Below are 17,525 nucleotides of genomic sequence, written 5' to 3' on the forward strand. Positions count from 1 at the left end.
ATGAGTACTCAGGAAAGAATTAAAAACATTGTTACCGAACATCCAGTGGTGTTGTTTATGAAAGGGACAAAACAATTCCCACAGTGTGGTTTTTCATCCCGTGCAGTACAAATTCTGCAGGCAGCTGGTTTAAAAGACTTTTATACTGTGAATGTACTTGAAGATGAAGAAATCCGTCAGGGTATAAAAGAATATGCCGACTGGCCGACTATCCCGCAGTTGTATGTGAAAGGCGAATTTGCTGGTGGCTCTGACATTATGCTGGAAATGTATGAAGCAGGAGAATTGCAGACTTTGTTGGCCTCTGTCTGACCAGAATTGGTTCAGAGGATTTTCAACTAGCTGATTTCATTCAGGTGTTATAGCAATTATTTTTTGGAACAGGCTATGAATATTAATGTGATTGACCACCCGCTGGTAAAGCACAAACTGTCACTGATGCGTGAAGAGGATTGCAGTACCTATCGTTTTCGCACACTGACTAAAGAGCTGGCGCGTTTAATGGCATATGAGGCCAGCCGTGATTTTGACGTGGAAATTGTCAAAATGCAGGGCTGGTGTGGTGAGATAGATGCTTACCAAATTAAAGGTAAAACGGTAACCGTAGTGCCAATTCTGCGTGCTGGGTTGGGTATGCTCGACGGCGTATTGGATTTGATTCCAACTGCTAAAATCAGTGTGGTGGGCTTGCAGCGCGATGAAGAAACCCTCGAACCTGTACCTTATTTTGAAAAATTTGTCAGCCAGATGGATAAACGTCCGGCTCTGATTATCGACCCAATGCTGGCTACTGGTGGTTCTATGAATGCCACCATTGAGCTACTGAAGAAAAAAGGCTGTAAGGATATCAAGGCACTGGTGCTGGTAGCTGCTCCAGAAGGTGTGAAAGCCGTTAATGAGGCTCATCCCGATGTCACCATCTATGCGGCTGCTCTTGATGATCATCTGGATGAAAATGGCTACATTATTCCTGGACTAGGTGATGCAGGCGATAAGATTTTCGGTACCAAACACTGGTAATCTGAAATCGGATTCTTTCACCTGCTGACAATGGGTCAGACATGCATATACTAAAAACAGAATACTTAGACTAAGTATTCTGTTTTTTTATGCCAAAAGAAAAAAGACTTCCGTAAACAGGGAACATTCTGTAAATTAAATCGGCGGAAATTATTATAACCAGCCATTCCTACAGTTCTATTTTATTTGGCCGTTATTGTGGCTGGATTTGGATGTCAGGAATGCTAAAAAGTAGAATCACAGCCAGCCCGGGTTTATCTTCATGGTTATGCAAGCTGGAATCAGCCAGACTAATACTTATATGCCACTGTTCACACAGCGTTTTTACGATGGCTAATCCGAGACCACTACCGTTTTCATTGTTACCAAGAATGCGGTAAAACGGTTCGAAAACAAGTTTTCTTTCTGATTCAGCGATGCCCTGACCATTGTCTTCAATCCACATAGATAATTCATTTTCTGCATTTTGTTGGGTATGAATGCTGATGTGGCCACCGGCCGGTGTGTATTTAATGGCATTGCACAGAATATTTTTTAAAATTGTATGTAAATCATTGGTGCTGATTGGTAGTTTGATGTCTTCATTGATATCTACACTTAAATTTTGCTGTTTTTGTTCTGCCAGTGGCAATATTTCTGCAATCAGGTCGCGCAATAAAGGGAGTAAGTCGGTGCTGGCATGGGCTGCTTGTATGTGCTGCTGTTGCTGATGCTGTGCCCGTGCCATGGATAGCAGCTGGGTGAGTAATTGCTCAGTACGTGCAATACCGGCTCTAATTTGCCCGATAAGCTTATGCTGTATGTCCTTTGTTAAATCTGGATCATCAAAACGCGCTATCTGAATGGTTAGTGCAGTGATGGGCGTGCGTAATTCGTGTGCAGCATGGCTAATGAATTTTTTGTCATGCTCTATTGCCGCCTGCAATTGGCTAAACAGTCGGTTTAAAGCAATAATAAACGGACGGATTTCTGTGGGTACATGCTTGGTGTCCAGAGGCGATAAATCATTGGCATTGCGGGCAGTCAGTTCGGTGCTCATTTCCTGCGTAGCACGAAATAGACGTCTAATCCAGATAGCGGTAAACAGCCACAGTAGGGGCATGAGAATCAAGAACGGCCATACCACGCTCAGGGCGCTGTCTTTGGCAATGTGATTGCGGTAGGCTGTGCGCTGAGCGACAACGATTCGTTCGCGCTCACGGGTAAGGATGTATACACGCCAGTGCCGTGCTACAGTAGTGAAATTGTGAAAGCCATCCTGTAACTGTTGCAAGTTCTGCACTGCATTGTCATCACCCATCAGTATATTAAGATAAGGCGAATCCAGCGTTTGTGCCAGTACACGTGGTTTGGGCAACGTGCGTGCACTTTCAGGAAAGTTAAGATCTTCTTGTGTGTCCCGACGCAAAATGGAGCTGCGTGGGTCGAGTAAATGGGCAATCTGTTCCAGCTGCGCATCCTGCAAGTCTTGTGTTTCGCGAAAAGCAGTCTGATAGGCGAGAATATCGCCGATGATGGCAATGAAGGTAACTACAATAGTAATTACCAATAATAAGCGCCATTGAAGCGATGAAACTATCCGCGTTGATCCACCAGCCATCCCAGACCCCGCACATTTTTAATGACATTGCTGCCGAGTTTTTTGCGAATACCGTGAATAACTACTTCTACGGCGTTGCTTTCCACTTCTTCATTCCAGCCATAGATTTTTTCTTCCAGCTCCTGCCTCGACAATATTGTACCCGGCTGCAACAGCAGACTGTACAGTAAGGCATATTCTCTGGCTGACAAACGAGTAGATTGTCCATTGGCACTTACTTCCCGTGTTGCCGGATTCAGGGTGATAATGCCATTGCTCAACACTGGACTGGCATGCCCGCTACGTCGGCGCAGAAGTGCACGGATCCGCGCTAGTAGCTCCGTAGGGGCAAAAGGCTTGATTACGTAGTCGTCTGCACCACTATCAAGACCGTTGATTCGTTCTTCCACTGTATCACGGGCAGTAATCAAAATTACAGGCAAATCAAAGTTTTTTGCACGTAGATGGCGCAATACACTAAGACCATCCTGCTTGGGTACACCGATATCTAGTAAAGCGATATCATAGATGTTAGGCTGTAAGGCGTTTTCTGCGGCTAAGCCGTCAGTCACGCAATCAACTGCAAAACCGGCAACATGAAGCATATCGCTAAGTGCTTCTGCTATCATCTTGTCGTCTTCAAGAAGTAAAATTCGCATGGGTTAACAATTTTCCACGTAGACAGTGTTGAGCCGATATTGTTTCAGGCTTCAGGCTGCCTATGATAACAAAAACCGCTTCAGGATACCTGAAACGGTTTTGTTCAAACGTTAACCGCAGACTGATTAGTTTGCTTCAGTTGTAGTAGTGGTTTGTTTGGTAGTAGTAGTGCTAGCAGCAGCTTTTTTGGCGTGTGCTTTTTTAGCGTGAGTGCGTTTTACCTGAGCTTTTTTAGCAACCGGTTTAACAGTTTTAGCAGCTGGTTTTACAGTAGTTGTAGCAGCAGTGGTGTTAGTGGTAGTAGTAGTGGTGGCTGCAGCAGGAGCAGCAAAAGAAGCAGCAGCAGTTAAACCAAAAATAGCGCTTACAACAGCAGCAGTGATTTTTTTCATGACAAATCTCCAATTTAAGTAGTTTAGGACAATAACCATCTCGGTTCTTGTTGCTGAACAGTATGGTCGCCAATACTTAGGCAAGACTTAGATAAATGTATTTTATTGTTAAATAAATGTAATTATAAGTTAATAAATTATATATACTACAGGTTTAAATTAATTTTCTTTTTAATCTTCAAGTTTTTAGGTATTTTGCGGGCATAGTAGCCGTTTTTAGTGAAATAAAATGACGCTTATTAACTGCTATCTGACAAATGTAAGCGCAAATTAGCGTCAATGCCCGAGAAAATTTTAAAAAAACGGTAGAAAAGCCAGATTAAACATCATCTGCGATTGCCATATTACGCAATAAAATGTCAAAAATCTCATTATTAAACTCTATTTATACATCGGAATAGCGAAAACCTTTTCCGAGAAGTCAGAGATAAAATTGGAGATATCAAAAGCACGATTAATTATTTGAATTTCAAAAGTTATGCTAATGAGTTTCTGGTTAAAACTGAGACCATAGACTTGTGTAAGCAGCGTATATTTGTTGTGTTTCAAACATTCTCAGCAGAATAAAAAAGGCGTATCCAAAAAGGTTACGCCGGTAACAAATAAAAAATAACTGTGTTAAACAGTACGAGCAATTTCAGTCATGGATTCAGCAGCCAGTCCCAGTGTGTCAGCAATGATTTCGCTGTTATGAGCGGCAGAAACAAAACAGGACTCATAAGCAGATGGAGCGAAAGCGACGCCACGAGCCAGCATGGCATGGAAAAATTCTTTAAACAATACCTGATTGCACCGCTGCATATCGCTAAAACAAGTCGGAAGCTCGGCAGTGAAATAAAAGCCAAACATCCCACCTATACTGCGACTAGTAAAAGGAATATTTGCTTCTTCTGCAATGGCGGCCAAACCTTTACTCAGTTCTAAAGTACGGGCGCTGAGTGTGTTGTAGAAATCTGGTCTTTGGATAATTTCCAGCGTTTTAAGTCCTGCAGCTACACATACTGGATTACCAGATAAAGTGCCAGCCTGATATACAGGACCCAAGGGGGAAACGCAGGACATAATATCTGCACGCCCGCCAAAAGCCGCTACCGGCATGCCGCCTCCGATGATTTTACCGATGGTGGTTAAATCAGGTTTGATACCGTGAATAGACTGTGCACCGCCCAGTGCGACACGAAAACCGGTCATAACTTCATCGTAAATTAATACGCTGCCATACTGGTCAGTGAGTCTGCGCATGGCCTGCACAAATTCTGATGTGGCCGGTATCATATTCATGTTGCCGGCGATCGGTTCTACAATCACACAAGCAATGCTGTCGCCCTTGCTGGCAAAAGTTTGCTCTAATGCTTCAATGTCGTTGTAGGGCAGCACAAGCGTATGGCGGCTAAAATCCTCAGGTACTCCGGCAGAACTGGGATGGCCGAAAGTCAGCAGACCCGAACCTGCTTTGACCAGTAAACTGTCAGAATGGCCGTGGTAGCAGCCTTCAAACTTGATAATATTGTCACGTTTAGTAAAACCTCTAGCCAGCCGTATAGCACTCATGGTGGCTTCTGTACCGGAGCTAACCAGCCGGATTTGTTCCATACTCGGCATAATATGGCGGATTGCTTCGGCAATACGGATTTCATTTTCGGTGGGTGCACCGAAAGACAGGCCATTTTCTGCTGCGTGACACACGGCTTCTACTACTTCCGGATGTGCATGCCCCACAATAGCCGGACCCCACGAACCGACATAATCGATATAGCGGCTTTCATTTTCATCCCACACATAGGCACCCTGCGCCTTTTTAATAAAGCGGGGAATACCACCAACGCTGCCAAAGGCTCTTACCGGTGAATTCACGCCGCCGGGAATAATGGTTTTAGCCTGTTCGAATAATTGCTGATTTCGATCCATGATTTTAACCTCTGTTATAAAATGATGCCGGATGAATGGCATTTAGGGATAATCATACTATTGATTGTGCACACTCGATAAGGGACTTGAATCATTCAGCCGCTTAGATGCTTCATAGTGTGTCCAAACAGGCTGGCATAAAAAGTTTCAATTGCTACACATAGCAATAAAGATTCAAACAACAGAAAATAATGCTATATCCTGATTGGCAAATAACGAAACGCGTAAGGGTATCCTGTAGCCAGCAGCTATTTCATTGCTCTGCCAGTGCCGGTTGGCTTAGGAAAAAGAAGAAAATTTGCTGCGGAATGACTGAATCAACTGGGGAAAGTGAGCGAGATGCTTGACCCACTGGTAGACCATGAGGGTATAACTTTCCTGAGCCAGAAAACGTAGTTTGGACTGGGTAGCGGTATAACGGGTAGTAGGGGTGGGAGAAACCTGTACATCCAATCCTAAGTCGCGGGCCATGATACAGGCTCGCGCCAAATGATAGGGATCGCTAACAATAATAAAAGTGTTTATATCATTATCTTCAGCAATTGCCTGAGCATTCACCAGATTCTGCCAAGTGTCACGTGAATGATTTTCATAAATGATATCGCTGGCATCTACACCGTTGCGAATAGCATAACGACGACCTACCGCTGCTTCAGTCATAAAACCGCTGCGCGGACTACCACCGGTGAATAGTATTTTTTTTACTTTTCCCGCGCGATAAAGATTGATGGCATGATTGATACGTTCACGAAAAACCGGTGACGGGCGCTTATCCCATGCCGCAGCACCGAGCACAATGGCTGCATCGGCTTCACTGAGCAGCTGCGGATGGCTAAACTGATAGACAGTCGCCATACTGATGGCGTAATTGGCGGCAACAAACAAGCTACCGGCAGTAATCACACTACGCAGACAATACCAGAAGCCGAAGCGTGTGCCATTGGACATTTATTGCTCTAATAAGGCTTCAATATTGGTTAACGGCCGGCCGATGGCTGCATGATCGCCAAAGACAGCAATAGGACGCTCAATGAGAATAGGGTGGGCAGCCATAGCTGCAATCAAGGTATCTTCATCTGCCTCTACCAGATTGAGCTGTGCATATAAATCATCTTTGCTGCGCATCATCTCCCTTGCAGAATGGATGGCCAGCTTCTGCTTTAGCGCGCGAATCTGTGCCTCGGATAATGGTTCGGTCAGGTAGGGAATGACTTTAGTGTTGACATTGCGAACCTGTAGTAAAGACAAGGCGGCACGGGATTTAGAACAATTAGGGTTATGATACAGTATGACGGTATTTGTCATGATTATCCCTGAACTTCAAAATAAATGGAAAATCTAAATAGGAAGTGTGGACGAAACTTCAAATTTTGACAAGTATTATTAATTATTTTAAAGATCAGACTAAGTTTCAGTAGTGAGTGTAAATAAATTATTTGAATAAAAATACATGCTTGGCTTAGGTATTAAAACTAAAAGTAGTATGGTGAATAAACAGCTTGCCGCGTTGGCGCCGAAATTGTAAATAAAATATTTTATAATTACTGCTGTGAAACGTAATATTTAGGAAAGGCTATGTTTCAATTCATCCGTGTTTTGAAAAAAACAGTGGTATTAAGTTTATTGATTTCTGGCGGATTGCACGTGCAGGCAGCAGAGCTGCAAAGCTGGCCTCAAGGTAAGGCCGCAGTATTGCCAGCAAATAGTACTGTACAAGTGATTAATATCTGGGCGACATGGTGTGCTTCCTGCCGTAGTGAAATGCCTATGCTTTCGCGCTGGTATCTTCAGCAACAGAAATCAGGTAAAGGCAGGGTAAACGTAGCAGGGGTGGCACTAGACACTGAGGCTAATTTACAACGCTTTACCCGTCAGATAAAAGTCAGCTACCCGCTATATCGCTACACCGGCACGGACAGCAGAGCTTGGATGAGACAGTTCGGCAATAGTATTGGCGGCATACCTTACACGCAGGTACGGGCGACAGAATGCGGTTTTCAACAGTCTTTGATTGGTAGGTTAACTGAAGACAAGCTTAATCAGGCGCTTGCAGCCGCCAAAAAACAATGTGCTCAACGTAAAATACATATATAAATTTTAAGCAATATCAACATTAAAGTGTGCACCACGATTTTCTGTTTGATTTAAACCGTCTTGTACCATCAGTAGTGCTGTAACCAGAGTCAGTTTATCTGTCTGGCTGACAGCATGCAGGTACCATTGCTGTAACTGCATGTGTAATGTGTGCATGTCTTCAGTGCGTCGGCATATACCAAAATATCGGCTCATGAGTTTTTGCAGTGCTTGTAGGCTAAATGTATGCATATCTGGCACTGAAACAGATGTCTGCACGGGCTGTTGCCACAATAGCTCGGTCGATTCTTTCTTTAGATGTTGAGGCCAAGTCAGGGTATGAGAATCTGAAGCGGCCATACTGGCGGCGGCCGCCCGCCCAACAACGACACATTCCAGCAAAGAATTACTGGCCAGACGATTGGCTCCGTGTAAGCCCGTACTGGCGGTTTCGCCAATAACATATAGCTGTGGCACATCGGTACGGCCAGCCGTGTCGGTGATAATACCGCCACAGGCATAATGCGCTGCCGGGGCAACTGGAATGAATTCGCAGGTAATATCAAGCCCTTGCTTTAAGCAATGCCGATAAATCTGCGGGAAATGTGTGCGGATAAAGTCAGCAGATAAATGCGTAATGTCCAAATAGACACAATGATGGCCAGATTTGGCTATTTCAGCAGCGATGGCACGAGCGACGATATCTCGGGGTGCCAATTCGGCGCGCTCATCATATTGAGGCATGAAGCGCTGCCCTTGGCTGTTGCGCAGAATGCCGCCTTCTCCACGTACTGCTTCTGAAATCAGAAAACACGGATTAGCTGGTAGTGCAAGCGCAGTGGGGTGAAACTGTACAAAAGCAAGCTGTCGTGTTCTGCAACCCGCCAGCGCAGCTACAGCGACGCCATGCCCAGTGGCGGTAAGTGGATTAGTGGTCAGCGAGAATAACTGACCCAGACCACCGCTTGCCAATACCGTATGTTTAGCTCGAATGAGAATGGTTTCACCACTGTCTGCTATCGTGACACTGGCGCCAGTGCAAACAGTATTTTCCAGTATCACCTCATTTATGAAAGTATGGGTGAGTACTTGTATATTGGGGCGAGCCAGAAGCTGTTGCTGAAGGGTTTCGGTGATGCTGTGTCCTGTGTGGTCGGCTGCGTGCACAATTCGCCGCTTGCCATGTCCACCTTCGCGTGTGAGATGTAATTGCCCATTTTCACGCGTGAATTCCACCCCATGCGCACATAACCACTCAATTGCATTAGCACCTTCAACCAAAATGGTGGCTGTCTGAGTTTCATCACAGCTTCCTGCTCCGGCAATAAGGGTGTCGGCTACATGTTCAGCCACACTGTCTGCTTCATCGATTACAGCGGCTATACCGCCTTGCGCCAGAGTGCTGGCACATATTGACAAGTCTTGCCTGACTACAACCGTAATATGAAAATGTTCAGGTAAAGATAAAGCCACTGTCAGTCCGGCCAGACCGGCACCAACAATCAGCACATCTGTCTCAGCAGTTGAGCAGGGAGGCAAAGTGGTCATGTTGTCTGATCCAAGGAATAAACTGATCGGATAAAATATTTAAAGTATTAGATGTAGAGCTAAAAGCTTGAAATTCACGCCAGGCTGATGAGAACTCAAGCATGCGCCGGATCGACAAGCTGGCCTGCTGGCTTAATGCTGCTGGAAGTTGTACGCGATGCTGCTCTTGGTGGTTCAGCGCATCGATACAGGACTCTAGACCGTTCATGGCCATCCATGGGCAGAAAGCACACGATTTACAAGTAGCACCATTACCGGCAGTGGGCGCCGCCAGAAATGTTTTTGCTGGTGCCTGTTTGGTCATTTCATGCAGAATGCCTTGATCAGTGGCTACAATGAAAGAATCAGCCGTATCGTTGATTGCTGCCTGTAGCAACTGGCTGGTAGAACCAACCACATCTGCCAGAGCCACTACTGTTGCCGGCGATTCAGGATGTACCAATACTTTAGCGTGCGGATAACGGGCTTTCATCAATGCCAGTTCTTGCCCTTTAAATTCATTGTGCACCAAACAGGAGCCCTGCCACAGCACCATATCAGCACCGGTCAGATTCTGAATGTATTCGCCTAGATGCCTATCCGGTCCCCAGATAATTTTTTTACCCTGAGCATGTAAAAAAGATACGATTTCAATCGCAATCGAAGAGGTAACAACCCAATCGGCACGGGCTTTAACCTCAGCGCTGGTATTGGCATAAACCACGACAGTTCGTTCCGGATACTGATTACAAAAAGCTGTGAATTCATCTGCCGGACACCCGAGGTCTAAAGAACAAGTTGCTTGCAAATCCGGCATGAGTATGGTTTTTTCTGGACTAAGTATGCTCGCTGTTTCGCCCATGAATTTCACTCCGGCTACCAGCAGTGTCTGTGCCGGATGGCGGGCACCGAAGCGCGCCATCTCAAGCGAATCGCCCACCATACCTCCGCTAGCAAGAGCCAAATCCTGTAATTCTGGTTCAACATAGTAATGTGCGAGCATTACTGCCTGATGCTGCTGCAATAATGTAGTAATTTGCTCAGAATAAGCCTGCTTCTGTTCTTTAGTTGGTTGCGATGGAATTTTCGCCCATGCACATTCCAGTACGGTCGTGGCAGGCTGACCATGCGTAGCTGCATCAGTAGCATATTTTTTTAGCTGTACAGATGGTTTTTCATAATCAAAAGCACGCCATTGCTTATGGTTGGGTACAGTTTGCATAGACACTCCTTAATCAGGATTAAATTATTATGCTCAATATGAGTATATAAAGCAACATGTAAAGAACGTGACGGGAAGAAAGTAAATAGATTTGATAATGGTGTGATTTCATTAAAGAGCTGAATGAATGGCTGATTCATAAAAACCGGCTGCGCAGGTTTTGTTTTTTGGCAACATTTTCTTTACAATTAATGAGTGTTGATTAAGGAGTATTATCTGCATGCACACAACAGCTGATTTACCCTCATCCAGTTATAGCGATAGTGCAGCTGAGCTGGTGGCCGTGTTGTTTGCAGTAACGGATTTTAGTGCCCGCGTGCTTACCATTCACGATGGCAGCTTATTGCCTTTTGGTCCGTTAAAACCAGTGCACCACTCTTTGCAGGCTGGAGCAAGAACATGGGTACATCAGCAGACCGGTCAGCCACTTGGCTATATTGAACAGCTGTATACTTTTGTTGACATGAAGCGTAGCCATCACAATGGTCAGGCAGTTATCAATATTAGTTATCTAGGTCTAGTAAAAGAGACGGCTGAAAGTGGCCTGACGCTGGAAGCAAAATGGCAAGACTGGTATGAATACTTTCCATGGGAAGACAGCCGTCGTCCGCAACATGCGCATATTCTCAACCAGTTGATTCTGCCGATGCAGAACTGGGTAGATGCCGCACCCAATCAGGAAATCCGTAATCAGCGGCAGCAACGCCTGAATTTATGTTGGGGTATAAACGGGCAGCACTGGATTGCCGAAAATGCTCTGCTGCGCTATGAGTTGATGTATGAGACAGGCATTATTGCTGAGTCACCGTATTATGATAATCAGCTTCCGCCACAATTAACTGGTCGTCCCATGCAATTTAATCATCGTCGGATTCTGGCTACGGCTGTGTCGAGATTGCGCGCTAAATTACAATACCGGCCAGTTATTTTTGATTTAATGCCGCCCCAATTCACTCTGTATCAGTTGCAGCGCAGTATTGAAGTATTGAATGGTGTGGAGCTGCATAAACAAAATTTTCGTCGTTTGGTTAACAATCAGCAGCTTGTTGTAGCTACTGGTGAAACTATGGTTGCAGAGCGTGGACGTCCGGCACAACTATACCGTTTTAATGAAAATGTATTGCAAGAAAGCTTGCTTTCCGGTTATCGGCTCCCATTGATTGGTAATCACATCTAATACCTTTCTGTATCATAAAGATTTTTAACAAAATTTTTTGACATAAATATCATAGGGATACATATGCCGCACATGTTGCGGCAGAGCTAAGATGCTTACTTTATTAAAATACAGAATTAGAGTTTATCTAATCCTGCTTTTGGCATTGTGAACACTGAACGCACTTCTGGCGCGCATCAACCTTATAGCAAAAATTAAATCAAGACCTGTCTAAATTTTCCTTTTCGTAAAAGTCTTATCTCATATATACTCTAAACGAGTATAAATACAAATGAGAAAATCATGATGAATGATTTACCTGAAATTATTACGCGTCCATTAGTACAGGCAGCACTAGTGGAAGATCTGGGGCGCCGCGGAGACATTACCTCCCAAGCAGTTGTACCGGTCGAGAGCCTTGCACAATTCAGCATCGTGGCTCGGGCAGAAGGAGTAGTATGCGGGCTAGAACTGGCACGGCAAAGCTTTGCATTAATCGACTCTAATCTAAAATTTAAAATATATCAAAATGATGGTGATATCATTCCCGCAAATACTGTGCTGGCACAGGTTACAGGTAATGCTCGGGCTATTCTGGCTGCTGAGCGTACAGCCCTAAACTTTCTGACTCATTTAAGCGGTATTGCCACTACCACACACGAACTTCAGACACTGATTGCGCCTACAGGTGCCTTGCTCACCTGTACCAGAAAAACTTTGCCTGGCCTGCGCGCTATTCAGAAGTATGCAGTACGAATGGGTGGGGGACGTAATCATCGAATGGGACTGGACGATGCTATTCTGATTAAAGATAATCATATTGCTCTGGCCGGAGGTGACATTGCCCTTACCCTACGGCAAGCAAAAGCTTATGCAGGACATCTTATTGCTATAGAGGTGGAGGTAGATACGCTAGAACAGCTGCGTCCGGTACTGGATGTAGGTGTTGATTTAGTATTGCTGGATAATATGTCTGTGGAAGAATTGCGAACAGCAGTAAGCTGGTGCAAAGGGCAATGTCAAACAGAGGCATCTGGTAATTTACGTCCAGATACACTTTTGGCTGCAGCACAAACCGGTGTAGATTTTCTGGCAATGGGCTATCTGACGCATAGCGTGCGTTATCTTGATATTGGTCTGGATTATCAGTAAACCTGATTGACTTTCCTGGACCAGAAAGATGAAATTCTTATTATGTTTGATATTTTCCACTTTGCTAAGCTTATATGGAACAGAATATTGCTAATTTTTAAGCCTGCTTGTTATAGAAAGTATCAAAAATACAATAATGGATTAGGTTACGAAACCAGAAAACATAGTAGGTGGGTTTCAGACGTTTTCAATTTAGGAAATGGCCGAAGTGCTTGAGTTAGAAAACACTTTCAGGTTTATTGATGATAACACACAGTAAAGTGAGGCAAGTAGCGGCTTTTAAATATTTCTGCATCCTGAATACTATCGTTTTATTGCGTGTTAGTTTGAATTGTAAATATGGCTGTAATAAAAAATTAGTGTTTTAATTTTTTACACATGCATAGAAAACAGAATGATTCATATAAAAAGGTGCAGCCTCATATGGCTGCACCGTACTGATACAAAACAGAATCTATTAACCGTATCGGCGTTGAAATTCTTGCATAAAGCTCACTAAGGCTTCTACACCCTGTAATGGCATAGCATTATAAATACTGGCACGCATGCCTCCCATGGATTTGTAGCCTTGTAACGTACATAATCCATACGCATTAGCTTGTTGCACAAATAGCTTATCCAGCTCTTTTTCAGGTGTGTGGAAAATAACATTCATGTACGAACGCGCATGTTCTTTTACATTATTGATATAAAAACCATTACTGTTATCTATGGCGGAGTACAAAGTTTCTGCTTTCATGGTATTGATAGCCTGCATCTGTTCCACACCACCATTGGCCTGTAGCCAGCGGAATACCAAACCAGAAATATAAATCGGATAGGTGGCTGGTGTGTTATACATGCCCTGACGGATAATATGGCTATGGTAATTCCATACGTCCGGTATGCGATCGGAGCAGCGTTCAAGCAAATCTTCACGGATAATCACAATGGTGGCACCAGAAGGGCCGATATTTTTTTGTGCACCGGCATAGATCAAGCCAAAATCCGCAACATTAATTGGCCGTGAAAGTATCTCACTCGACATGTCACAGACAATCGGTGGTAGTCCATCGGGTTTGGGAATATTGCGATACTGCAGGCCATGCACAGTTTCATTAATGCAGTAGTGAACGAAAGCAGAATCTGGATCAACGTCCCAAGTTTCTGGTGCCGGAACATCAGTATAGTTATACAGATCACCACCATGGGCAGCAAGATGAATCTCAGCATCAGATAGTTTACCCATCTGGCTGTGGGCGATACGGCTCCAATTGCCACTCACAACAGAGTCCACCCGTTTAAAACCATTGGCTAGATTCATGACAACCATATTGAACTGAGCACTGGCGCCGCCCTGCATAAACAAAACCTTGTAATTATCTGGAATATGCAGCAACTGACGCAGATCCAGTTCTGCATGATGCAGGATACTGAGAAAAGCATCGGAACGATGGCTCATGGTCATGACTGAAGTGCCGGTACCATTGTAATCCAGCATTTCAGCCTGAGCTGTCTGTAATACGGCCTCAGGTAGAATGGCCGGACCGGCAGAAAAATTGTATTTGTGCAGTGTTGTCATGAATAATTTAAAACCTGTTGCTAAGCTGTATGTATAGAGGTTTTGCGTCCCGTGGAAATGTTGCATACCGCGTTGAGGTTTAACGCAAAACCAGGTGAAGTCTTGAGTTGCTGGAATTCTAGTTGTTTGCCAAATGAAAGGCAAATACAAAACCGTTTTGCATGTAAAGGAGCGAAAGTATGGTTTTTTCTGCCTGTGAGCGAGAAAGATTTAGTTTGAAACCCTTTTATTTTGCTTTTGCTCAGGTAAATTTTCTATAAATTACCGGATTTATCTGGTTGTCAGACCCCTTTAATCGCATAGAGAATCTGATTTAGCCCTCACTGCTGTTTTCCAGTAAGGTAATTTTGGTGGCCCCAAGCTGCTTTAAGCTGTGTAGAGCTTCATGCCATGCTTGAGGTAGATTTTCGCAGTTTTTATCCCATGCTTTTAAACCAAATTCCAAACGATATTGATGGATTTGTTCATCGTTAGGCAAATCTTCCCGAATAGTTGGGAGGCTAAACGTTTTGATACCTGGCCATTTTTGTTCAATCTGCTCCATCAAGGGGGCGATTCTGGATTCAGGTACACCGTCAACCAGCGCGGCTTTAGCCGTGATCTGATGCTGAAAAAAATTCTTGCTGTAATAGGTATTCAGCACCCATTCAGCCATGGGGTGTGCCATTTTGGGAAAGCCGGGGAAAAAATAATGCTCTTTAATAGAAAAGCCGGCAATATTATTAAACGGATTGGGAATAAGCGCTGCCCCTTGTGGAAATTCAGCCATTTTGGCACGCTGTAAATGAGATGGACTATTAAGTGTGTCGCCTTGTCTGATTGAAATTGCTTCAATATTTTTTAGTGCTTCAGGATGAGCCTGCAAGGGTAGATTCAAAGCAACCGCACAAGCTTGGCGAGTGTGATCATCTGGTGTTGCGCCAATACCGCCGGTTACAAATACGGGTAGTTTTTCTTCAAAAGACTGTTTCAACTGGCGAGTAATGGTATCGCAGTCATCGGGCAGATACTGTGCCCATGCCATTTGAAGGCCGTGTTGCTTAAATAAATGTTTAAAAAATATAAAATGACCGTCTTGTCTTGATCCATTCAGAATTTCATCGCCGATAATAATGATGCCGATTTGCATGCTGGTTCTCCTGAGTTGTGTTTGTTGTTGCAGTATGGCTATATATTTCAATGATATAAAACGTGGCTATTGTTTTATGCTCAAATTTATTTTAATGTGCAGGTGTCGTGTTATTTTAGCAAGGATGTGATTATGAGTATCAAAAAATTGGCCATCACTGCCTTGGTTGCAGGTAGTCTTGCTGCCTGTGCCCACACTTCTGACCGTAAGGTGAATATGCGTGCGGCGAATGCGCAGCTACTCAGTGCTTATGATTGGCAGTTGGCAGAAGCTACAGACCGGCACGGCCGACCTTTGGCTAGCCTTGCAGGCAATACCAATCTGAAACTGAATTTTAACGGTCAGCGGCTAAATGTTTCTGGTGGCTGTAATAATATCAGTTCGGTTTACCAACTGAACGGAGAAGATATGCACATTCAGGCGCCGGTAAGTACGATGAAAGCGTGTGCTCCCGATGTCATGGCGCAGGATGCAGCAGTTGTATCTTTTATGAACGGCCAGAAGTTACATGCTGGTTTATTGAATACTGAAGATAGTCAGAATGCTGAACCAAAGCTATGGATTGAAAATCGCCGAGGTGAGCATTTGCTGTGGCGGGGTGTGCCTACTGCAACAGCACAGTATGGACAACCAACAGTGGTATTTTGGGAAATTAGCCCAGAAACTCAGGCTTGTCAGACAGCGCAGGGTGCTGCTCAATGCCTGAAAGTACGTGAAGTGACCTATAACGAGCAGGGTATCAAAGTTAAAAATGGTGTATGGCGTAATTTCGCTGGTACGATTGATGGTTGGCAGTTTAATCCGTCCGAAAATCAAGTTTTACGTTTGAACGTATATGAAATTAAACCAGCCGATGCCTCTGCAGAAAGCCAATATGTTTATAAATTGGATCAGATTATTGAGCGCTCAGCGGTGAATACACCTAAACATAAACATCAACGTAAATAAGCAGTACGGGTTATTGAAGCAGAAAAAGGCAATGAAATTTCATTGCCTTTTATTATGCTGGTATTTCAGTGCGTAAGAAATTGAACTGAATTTATTGTTTTAAGTAGATTTCTGGCTGACCTGCCGCATTATCAAGTATCAGTGTCTGATTATTTTTATTTTGAATCAGTCTGCCACTGCGGCTAATGGATTTGCTGCGGCCATCTTTGCTGACTTGATTTTGATAAGTAAATTGATGGTATTGGCCAGTGTAAATATTGTGGTGATCAAGAGGACTGATTTCAGTATTTGCATGTGTTTTCTCTTTTTCTTAGTTGAGTGATTCAACGTTTCAATGAATACTGTGATTTGGAAAAAAATGTAGTGGTTCAGATCAATATTTAACTATTGAAAACTAGAAAATATCGCAATCTGTATAATTTCCATTATCATCTTTTTGGTTAGTACAAAGCAGCATGCCCTTTAAACTACTATAGACTACACTTTTTGTTTCCCCACTATTAGCTGCCTTTGGGGTAGCAATTAGTGTATAGCTGCTAGGATTGTATATACCTGTTAAAGTAAAAAAAGTTTTACTTCGATTCTGCTCAAGTTTGTTGTAGCCGACAAATGTTTTGTTTTGGGAATAATACCTTTCCAGCATGTTTATATTGGATAAGATATCAGCGCGTGCATTTTCTGCTCTGGCTTTAAGAACAAAATTATGATAAGTGGGATAGCTGATGGCAGTCAGAATGGCAATAATAACGATGGTTATCATCATATCAATCATGGTGAAACCGTAATGGTGACGATGCATTGTATTCTCTTCCTTATTATGAATGCTGATTAATTGCTTATGATTTATCTGCTCTCGATACGGGCTTAATCTGGCTGCACCAGCACATAAGGTTTTACCACAACAGCCCACATCGACTGATTATTATCAAAAAATTGCTGTGCCATTATGTCGCTGACTTTGCTAATTTTACCTTCCTGAATCAAAAGTGCAATGGCAGCACTGTCGTCTGTTGCTATCTTATGTGCAATGGTAACTAAATCCAGCTCAGGTGCAATATAAATACAGTTGCCGCGGGCAAAATAGGGTTGGAGTTCGTGCCAGCTGATACGGGCAGTCTCCAGATTAATTTTATGTTCCAATGGTACTTCAGTATTCATACTTAAATCATCTGGTTTCATGTTTATCTTATGTTTGCTA

General features: G+C 43.7%; 19 protein-coding genes. 6 read left to right on the forward strand and 13 right to left on the reverse strand.

Annotation, left to right across the window (positions count from 1 at the left end):
• Both grxD and upp read left to right on the forward strand, forming a co-directional pair.
• The gene (gene grxD, locus J3U75_RS01620; RefSeq protein WP_267390202.1) at positions 1–312 is read left to right on the forward strand and encodes a Grx4 family monothiol glutaredoxin; all 312 of its coding nucleotides are present in this window, start codon (positions 1–3) and stop codon (positions 310–312) included.
• A 75-nt stretch (positions 313–387) separates the two neighbouring features.
• Positions 388–1,020, forward strand: coding sequence for a uracil phosphoribosyltransferase (gene upp / locus J3U75_RS01625; RefSeq protein WP_100140079.1), 633 nt, complete (start codon positions 388–390; stop codon positions 1,018–1,020).
• 193 nt (positions 1,021–1,213) lie between these two features.
• Here upp and J3U75_RS01630 read toward each other — a convergent pair whose 3' ends face one another.
• The 6 genes from J3U75_RS01630 to arsC all read right to left on the reverse strand — a co-directional run bounded on the left by J3U75_RS01630 (position 1,214) and on the right by arsC (position 6,864).
• Positions 1,214–2,620, reverse strand: a complete 1,407-nt coding sequence (locus tag J3U75_RS01630) for an ATP-binding protein (RefSeq protein WP_267390203.1) — start codon at positions 2,618–2,620, stop codon at positions 1,214–1,216.
• Positions 2,596–3,258, reverse strand: a complete 663-nt coding sequence (locus tag J3U75_RS01635) for a response regulator transcription factor (RefSeq protein WP_100140081.1) — start codon at positions 3,256–3,258, stop codon at positions 2,596–2,598. The genes J3U75_RS01630 and J3U75_RS01635 overlap by 25 nt, the downstream gene beginning before the upstream one ends.
• Before the next feature lie 126 nt (positions 3,259–3,384).
• On the reverse strand, positions 3,385–3,651 hold the full coding sequence (locus J3U75_RS01640; protein ID WP_100140082.1) for a hypothetical protein: 267 nt from the start codon (positions 3,649–3,651) through the stop codon (positions 3,385–3,387).
• Positions 3,652–4,269: 618 nt separating this feature from the next.
• Positions 4,270–5,559, reverse strand: a complete 1,290-nt coding sequence (hemL, locus tag J3U75_RS01645; RefSeq protein ID WP_267390204.1) for a glutamate-1-semialdehyde 2,1-aminomutase — start codon at positions 5,557–5,559, stop codon at positions 4,270–4,272.
• A 279-nt stretch (positions 5,560–5,838) separates the two neighbouring features.
• Positions 5,839–6,507 carry a YdcF family protein gene (locus J3U75_RS01650; RefSeq protein ID WP_267390205.1) on the reverse strand — a complete coding sequence of 223 codons (669 nt, stop codon included), beginning with the start codon at positions 6,505–6,507 and terminating at the stop codon, positions 5,839–5,841.
• Complete coding sequence (gene arsC / locus J3U75_RS01655) at positions 6,508–6,864, reverse strand: arsenate reductase (glutaredoxin) (protein ID WP_100140085.1); 357 nt, start codon at positions 6,862–6,864, stop codon at positions 6,508–6,510.
• A gap of 270 nt (positions 6,865–7,134) precedes the next feature.
• On the opposite strand from arsC, the gene J3U75_RS01660 reads away from it, so the two are divergent.
• A complete protein-coding gene (locus tag J3U75_RS01660) occupies positions 7,135–7,653 on the forward strand; it encodes a TlpA disulfide reductase family protein (RefSeq protein ID WP_267390206.1) in 519 nt (172 codons plus the stop codon).
• 3 nt (positions 7,654–7,656) lie between these two features.
• Here J3U75_RS01660 and nadB read toward each other — a convergent pair whose 3' ends face one another.
• Both nadB and nadA read right to left on the reverse strand, forming a co-directional pair.
• Positions 7,657–9,180 carry an L-aspartate oxidase gene (gene nadB, locus J3U75_RS01665; RefSeq protein ID WP_267390208.1) on the reverse strand — a complete coding sequence of 508 codons (1,524 nt, stop codon included), beginning with the start codon at positions 9,178–9,180 and terminating at the stop codon, positions 7,657–7,659.
• Positions 9,149–10,381, reverse strand: a complete 1,233-nt coding sequence (gene nadA / locus J3U75_RS01670; protein WP_267390209.1) for a quinolinate synthase NadA — start codon at positions 10,379–10,381, stop codon at positions 9,149–9,151. The genes nadB and nadA overlap by 32 nt, the downstream gene beginning before the upstream one ends.
• A 220-nt stretch (positions 10,382–10,601) precedes the next feature.
• Here nadA and J3U75_RS01675 point away from each other — a divergent pair, with 220 nt between their 5' ends.
• Both J3U75_RS01675 and nadC read left to right on the forward strand, forming a co-directional pair.
• On the forward strand, positions 10,602–11,558 hold the full coding sequence (locus J3U75_RS01675; protein ID WP_267390210.1) for an NUDIX hydrolase: 957 nt from the start codon (positions 10,602–10,604) through the stop codon (positions 11,556–11,558).
• 282 nt (positions 11,559–11,840) lie between these two features.
• Positions 11,841–12,689, forward strand: a complete 849-nt coding sequence (gene nadC, locus J3U75_RS01680) for a carboxylating nicotinate-nucleotide diphosphorylase (protein WP_267390211.1) — start codon at positions 11,841–11,843, stop codon at positions 12,687–12,689.
• 457 nt (positions 12,690–13,146) lie between these two features.
• Here the strand turns inward: nadC and serC are convergent, their stop codons facing one another.
• Both serC and J3U75_RS01690 read right to left on the reverse strand, forming a co-directional pair.
• A complete protein-coding gene (gene serC, locus J3U75_RS01685; protein ID WP_267390212.1) occupies positions 13,147–14,250 on the reverse strand; it encodes a 3-phosphoserine/phosphohydroxythreonine transaminase in 1,104 nt (367 codons plus the stop codon).
• Between the two features lie 313 nt (positions 14,251–14,563).
• Positions 14,564–15,379 carry a competence/damage-inducible protein A gene (locus tag J3U75_RS01690; RefSeq protein WP_267390213.1) on the reverse strand — a complete coding sequence of 272 codons (816 nt, stop codon included), beginning with the start codon at positions 15,377–15,379 and terminating at the stop codon, positions 14,564–14,566.
• Positions 15,380–15,511: 132 nt separating this feature from the next.
• Here J3U75_RS01690 and J3U75_RS01695 point away from each other — a divergent pair, with 132 nt between their 5' ends.
• A complete protein-coding gene (locus tag J3U75_RS01695; protein ID WP_267390214.1) occupies positions 15,512–16,327 on the forward strand; it encodes an META domain-containing protein in 816 nt (271 codons plus the stop codon).
• A gap of 165 nt (positions 16,328–16,492) precedes the next feature.
• On the opposite strand, the gene J3U75_RS01700 is transcribed toward J3U75_RS01695, so the two are convergent.
• The 3 genes from J3U75_RS01700 to J3U75_RS01710 form a co-directional block, all read right to left on the reverse strand.
• Complete coding sequence (locus J3U75_RS01700) at positions 16,493–16,621, reverse strand: hypothetical protein (RefSeq protein WP_267390215.1); 129 nt, start codon at positions 16,619–16,621, stop codon at positions 16,493–16,495.
• 100 nt (positions 16,622–16,721) lie between these two features.
• The gene (locus tag J3U75_RS01705) at positions 16,722–17,126 is read right to left on the reverse strand and encodes a type IV pilin protein (protein ID WP_100140096.1); all 405 of its coding nucleotides are present in this window, start codon (positions 17,124–17,126) and stop codon (positions 16,722–16,724) included.
• A 65-nt stretch (positions 17,127–17,191) separates the two neighbouring features.
• Positions 17,192–17,506, reverse strand: a complete 315-nt coding sequence (locus J3U75_RS01710) for a DUF2288 domain-containing protein (RefSeq protein WP_267390217.1) — start codon at positions 17,504–17,506, stop codon at positions 17,192–17,194.
• Positions 17,507–17,525: the final 19 nt, after the last annotated feature.

Origin of the sequence: Snodgrassella sp. B3088, from assembly GCF_026535815.1 — a bacterium.
GTDB lineage: Bacteria > Pseudomonadota > Gammaproteobacteria > Burkholderiales > Neisseriaceae > Snodgrassella > Snodgrassella alvi_E.

Excerpts from the sequence above, each read along its gene's own strand:
- arsC (WP_100140085.1), bottom strand. The coding sequence starts at position 6,864 with ATGACAAATACCGTCATACTGTATCATAACCCTAATTGTTCTAAATCC.
- upp (WP_100140079.1), top strand. The coding sequence starts at position 388 with ATGAATATTAATGTGATTGACCACCCGCTGGTAAAGCACAAACTGTCA.
- grxD (WP_267390202.1), top strand. The coding sequence starts at position 1 with ATGAGTACTCAGGAAAGAATTAAAAACATTGTTACCGAACATCCAGTG.
- J3U75_RS01705 (WP_100140096.1), bottom strand. The coding sequence starts at position 17,126 with ATGCATCGTCACCATTACGGTTTCACCATGATTGATATGATGATAACC.
- J3U75_RS01650 (WP_267390205.1), bottom strand. The coding sequence starts at position 6,507 with ATGTCCAATGGCACACGCTTCGGCTTCTGGTATTGTCTGCGTAGTGTG.
- nadB (WP_267390208.1), bottom strand. The coding sequence starts at position 9,180 with ATGACCACTTTGCCTCCCTGCTCAACTGCTGAGACAGATGTGCTGATT.
- J3U75_RS01695 (WP_267390214.1), top strand. The coding sequence starts at position 15,512 with ATGAGTATCAAAAAATTGGCCATCACTGCCTTGGTTGCAGGTAGTCTT.
- J3U75_RS01640 (WP_100140082.1), bottom strand. The coding sequence starts at position 3,651 with ATGAAAAAAATCACTGCTGCTGTTGTAAGCGCTATTTTTGGTTTAACT.
- J3U75_RS01675 (WP_267390210.1), top strand. The coding sequence starts at position 10,602 with ATGCACACAACAGCTGATTTACCCTCATCCAGTTATAGCGATAGTGCA.
- nadA (WP_267390209.1), bottom strand. The coding sequence starts at position 10,381 with ATGCAAACTGTACCCAACCATAAGCAATGGCGTGCTTTTGATTATGAA.
- J3U75_RS01630 (WP_267390203.1), bottom strand. The coding sequence starts at position 2,620 with ATGGCTGGTGGATCAACGCGGATAGTTTCATCGCTTCAATGGCGCTTA.
- J3U75_RS01660 (WP_267390206.1), top strand. The coding sequence starts at position 7,135 with ATGTTTCAATTCATCCGTGTTTTGAAAAAAACAGTGGTATTAAGTTTA.
- J3U75_RS01700 (WP_267390215.1), bottom strand. The coding sequence starts at position 16,621 with ATGCAAATACTGAAATCAGTCCTCTTGATCACCACAATATTTACACTG.
- J3U75_RS01710 (WP_267390217.1), bottom strand. The coding sequence starts at position 17,506 with ATGAAACCAGATGATTTAAGTATGAATACTGAAGTACCATTGGAACAT.
- hemL (WP_267390204.1), bottom strand. The coding sequence starts at position 5,559 with ATGGATCGAAATCAGCAATTATTCGAACAGGCTAAAACCATTATTCCC.
- J3U75_RS01635 (WP_100140081.1), bottom strand. The coding sequence starts at position 3,258 with ATGCGAATTTTACTTCTTGAAGACGACAAGATGATAGCAGAAGCACTT.
- serC (WP_267390212.1), bottom strand. The coding sequence starts at position 14,250 with ATGACAACACTGCACAAATACAATTTTTCTGCCGGTCCGGCCATTCTA.
- J3U75_RS01690 (WP_267390213.1), bottom strand. The coding sequence starts at position 15,379 with ATGCAAATCGGCATCATTATTATCGGCGATGAAATTCTGAATGGATCA.
- nadC (WP_267390211.1), top strand. The coding sequence starts at position 11,841 with ATGATGAATGATTTACCTGAAATTATTACGCGTCCATTAGTACAGGCA.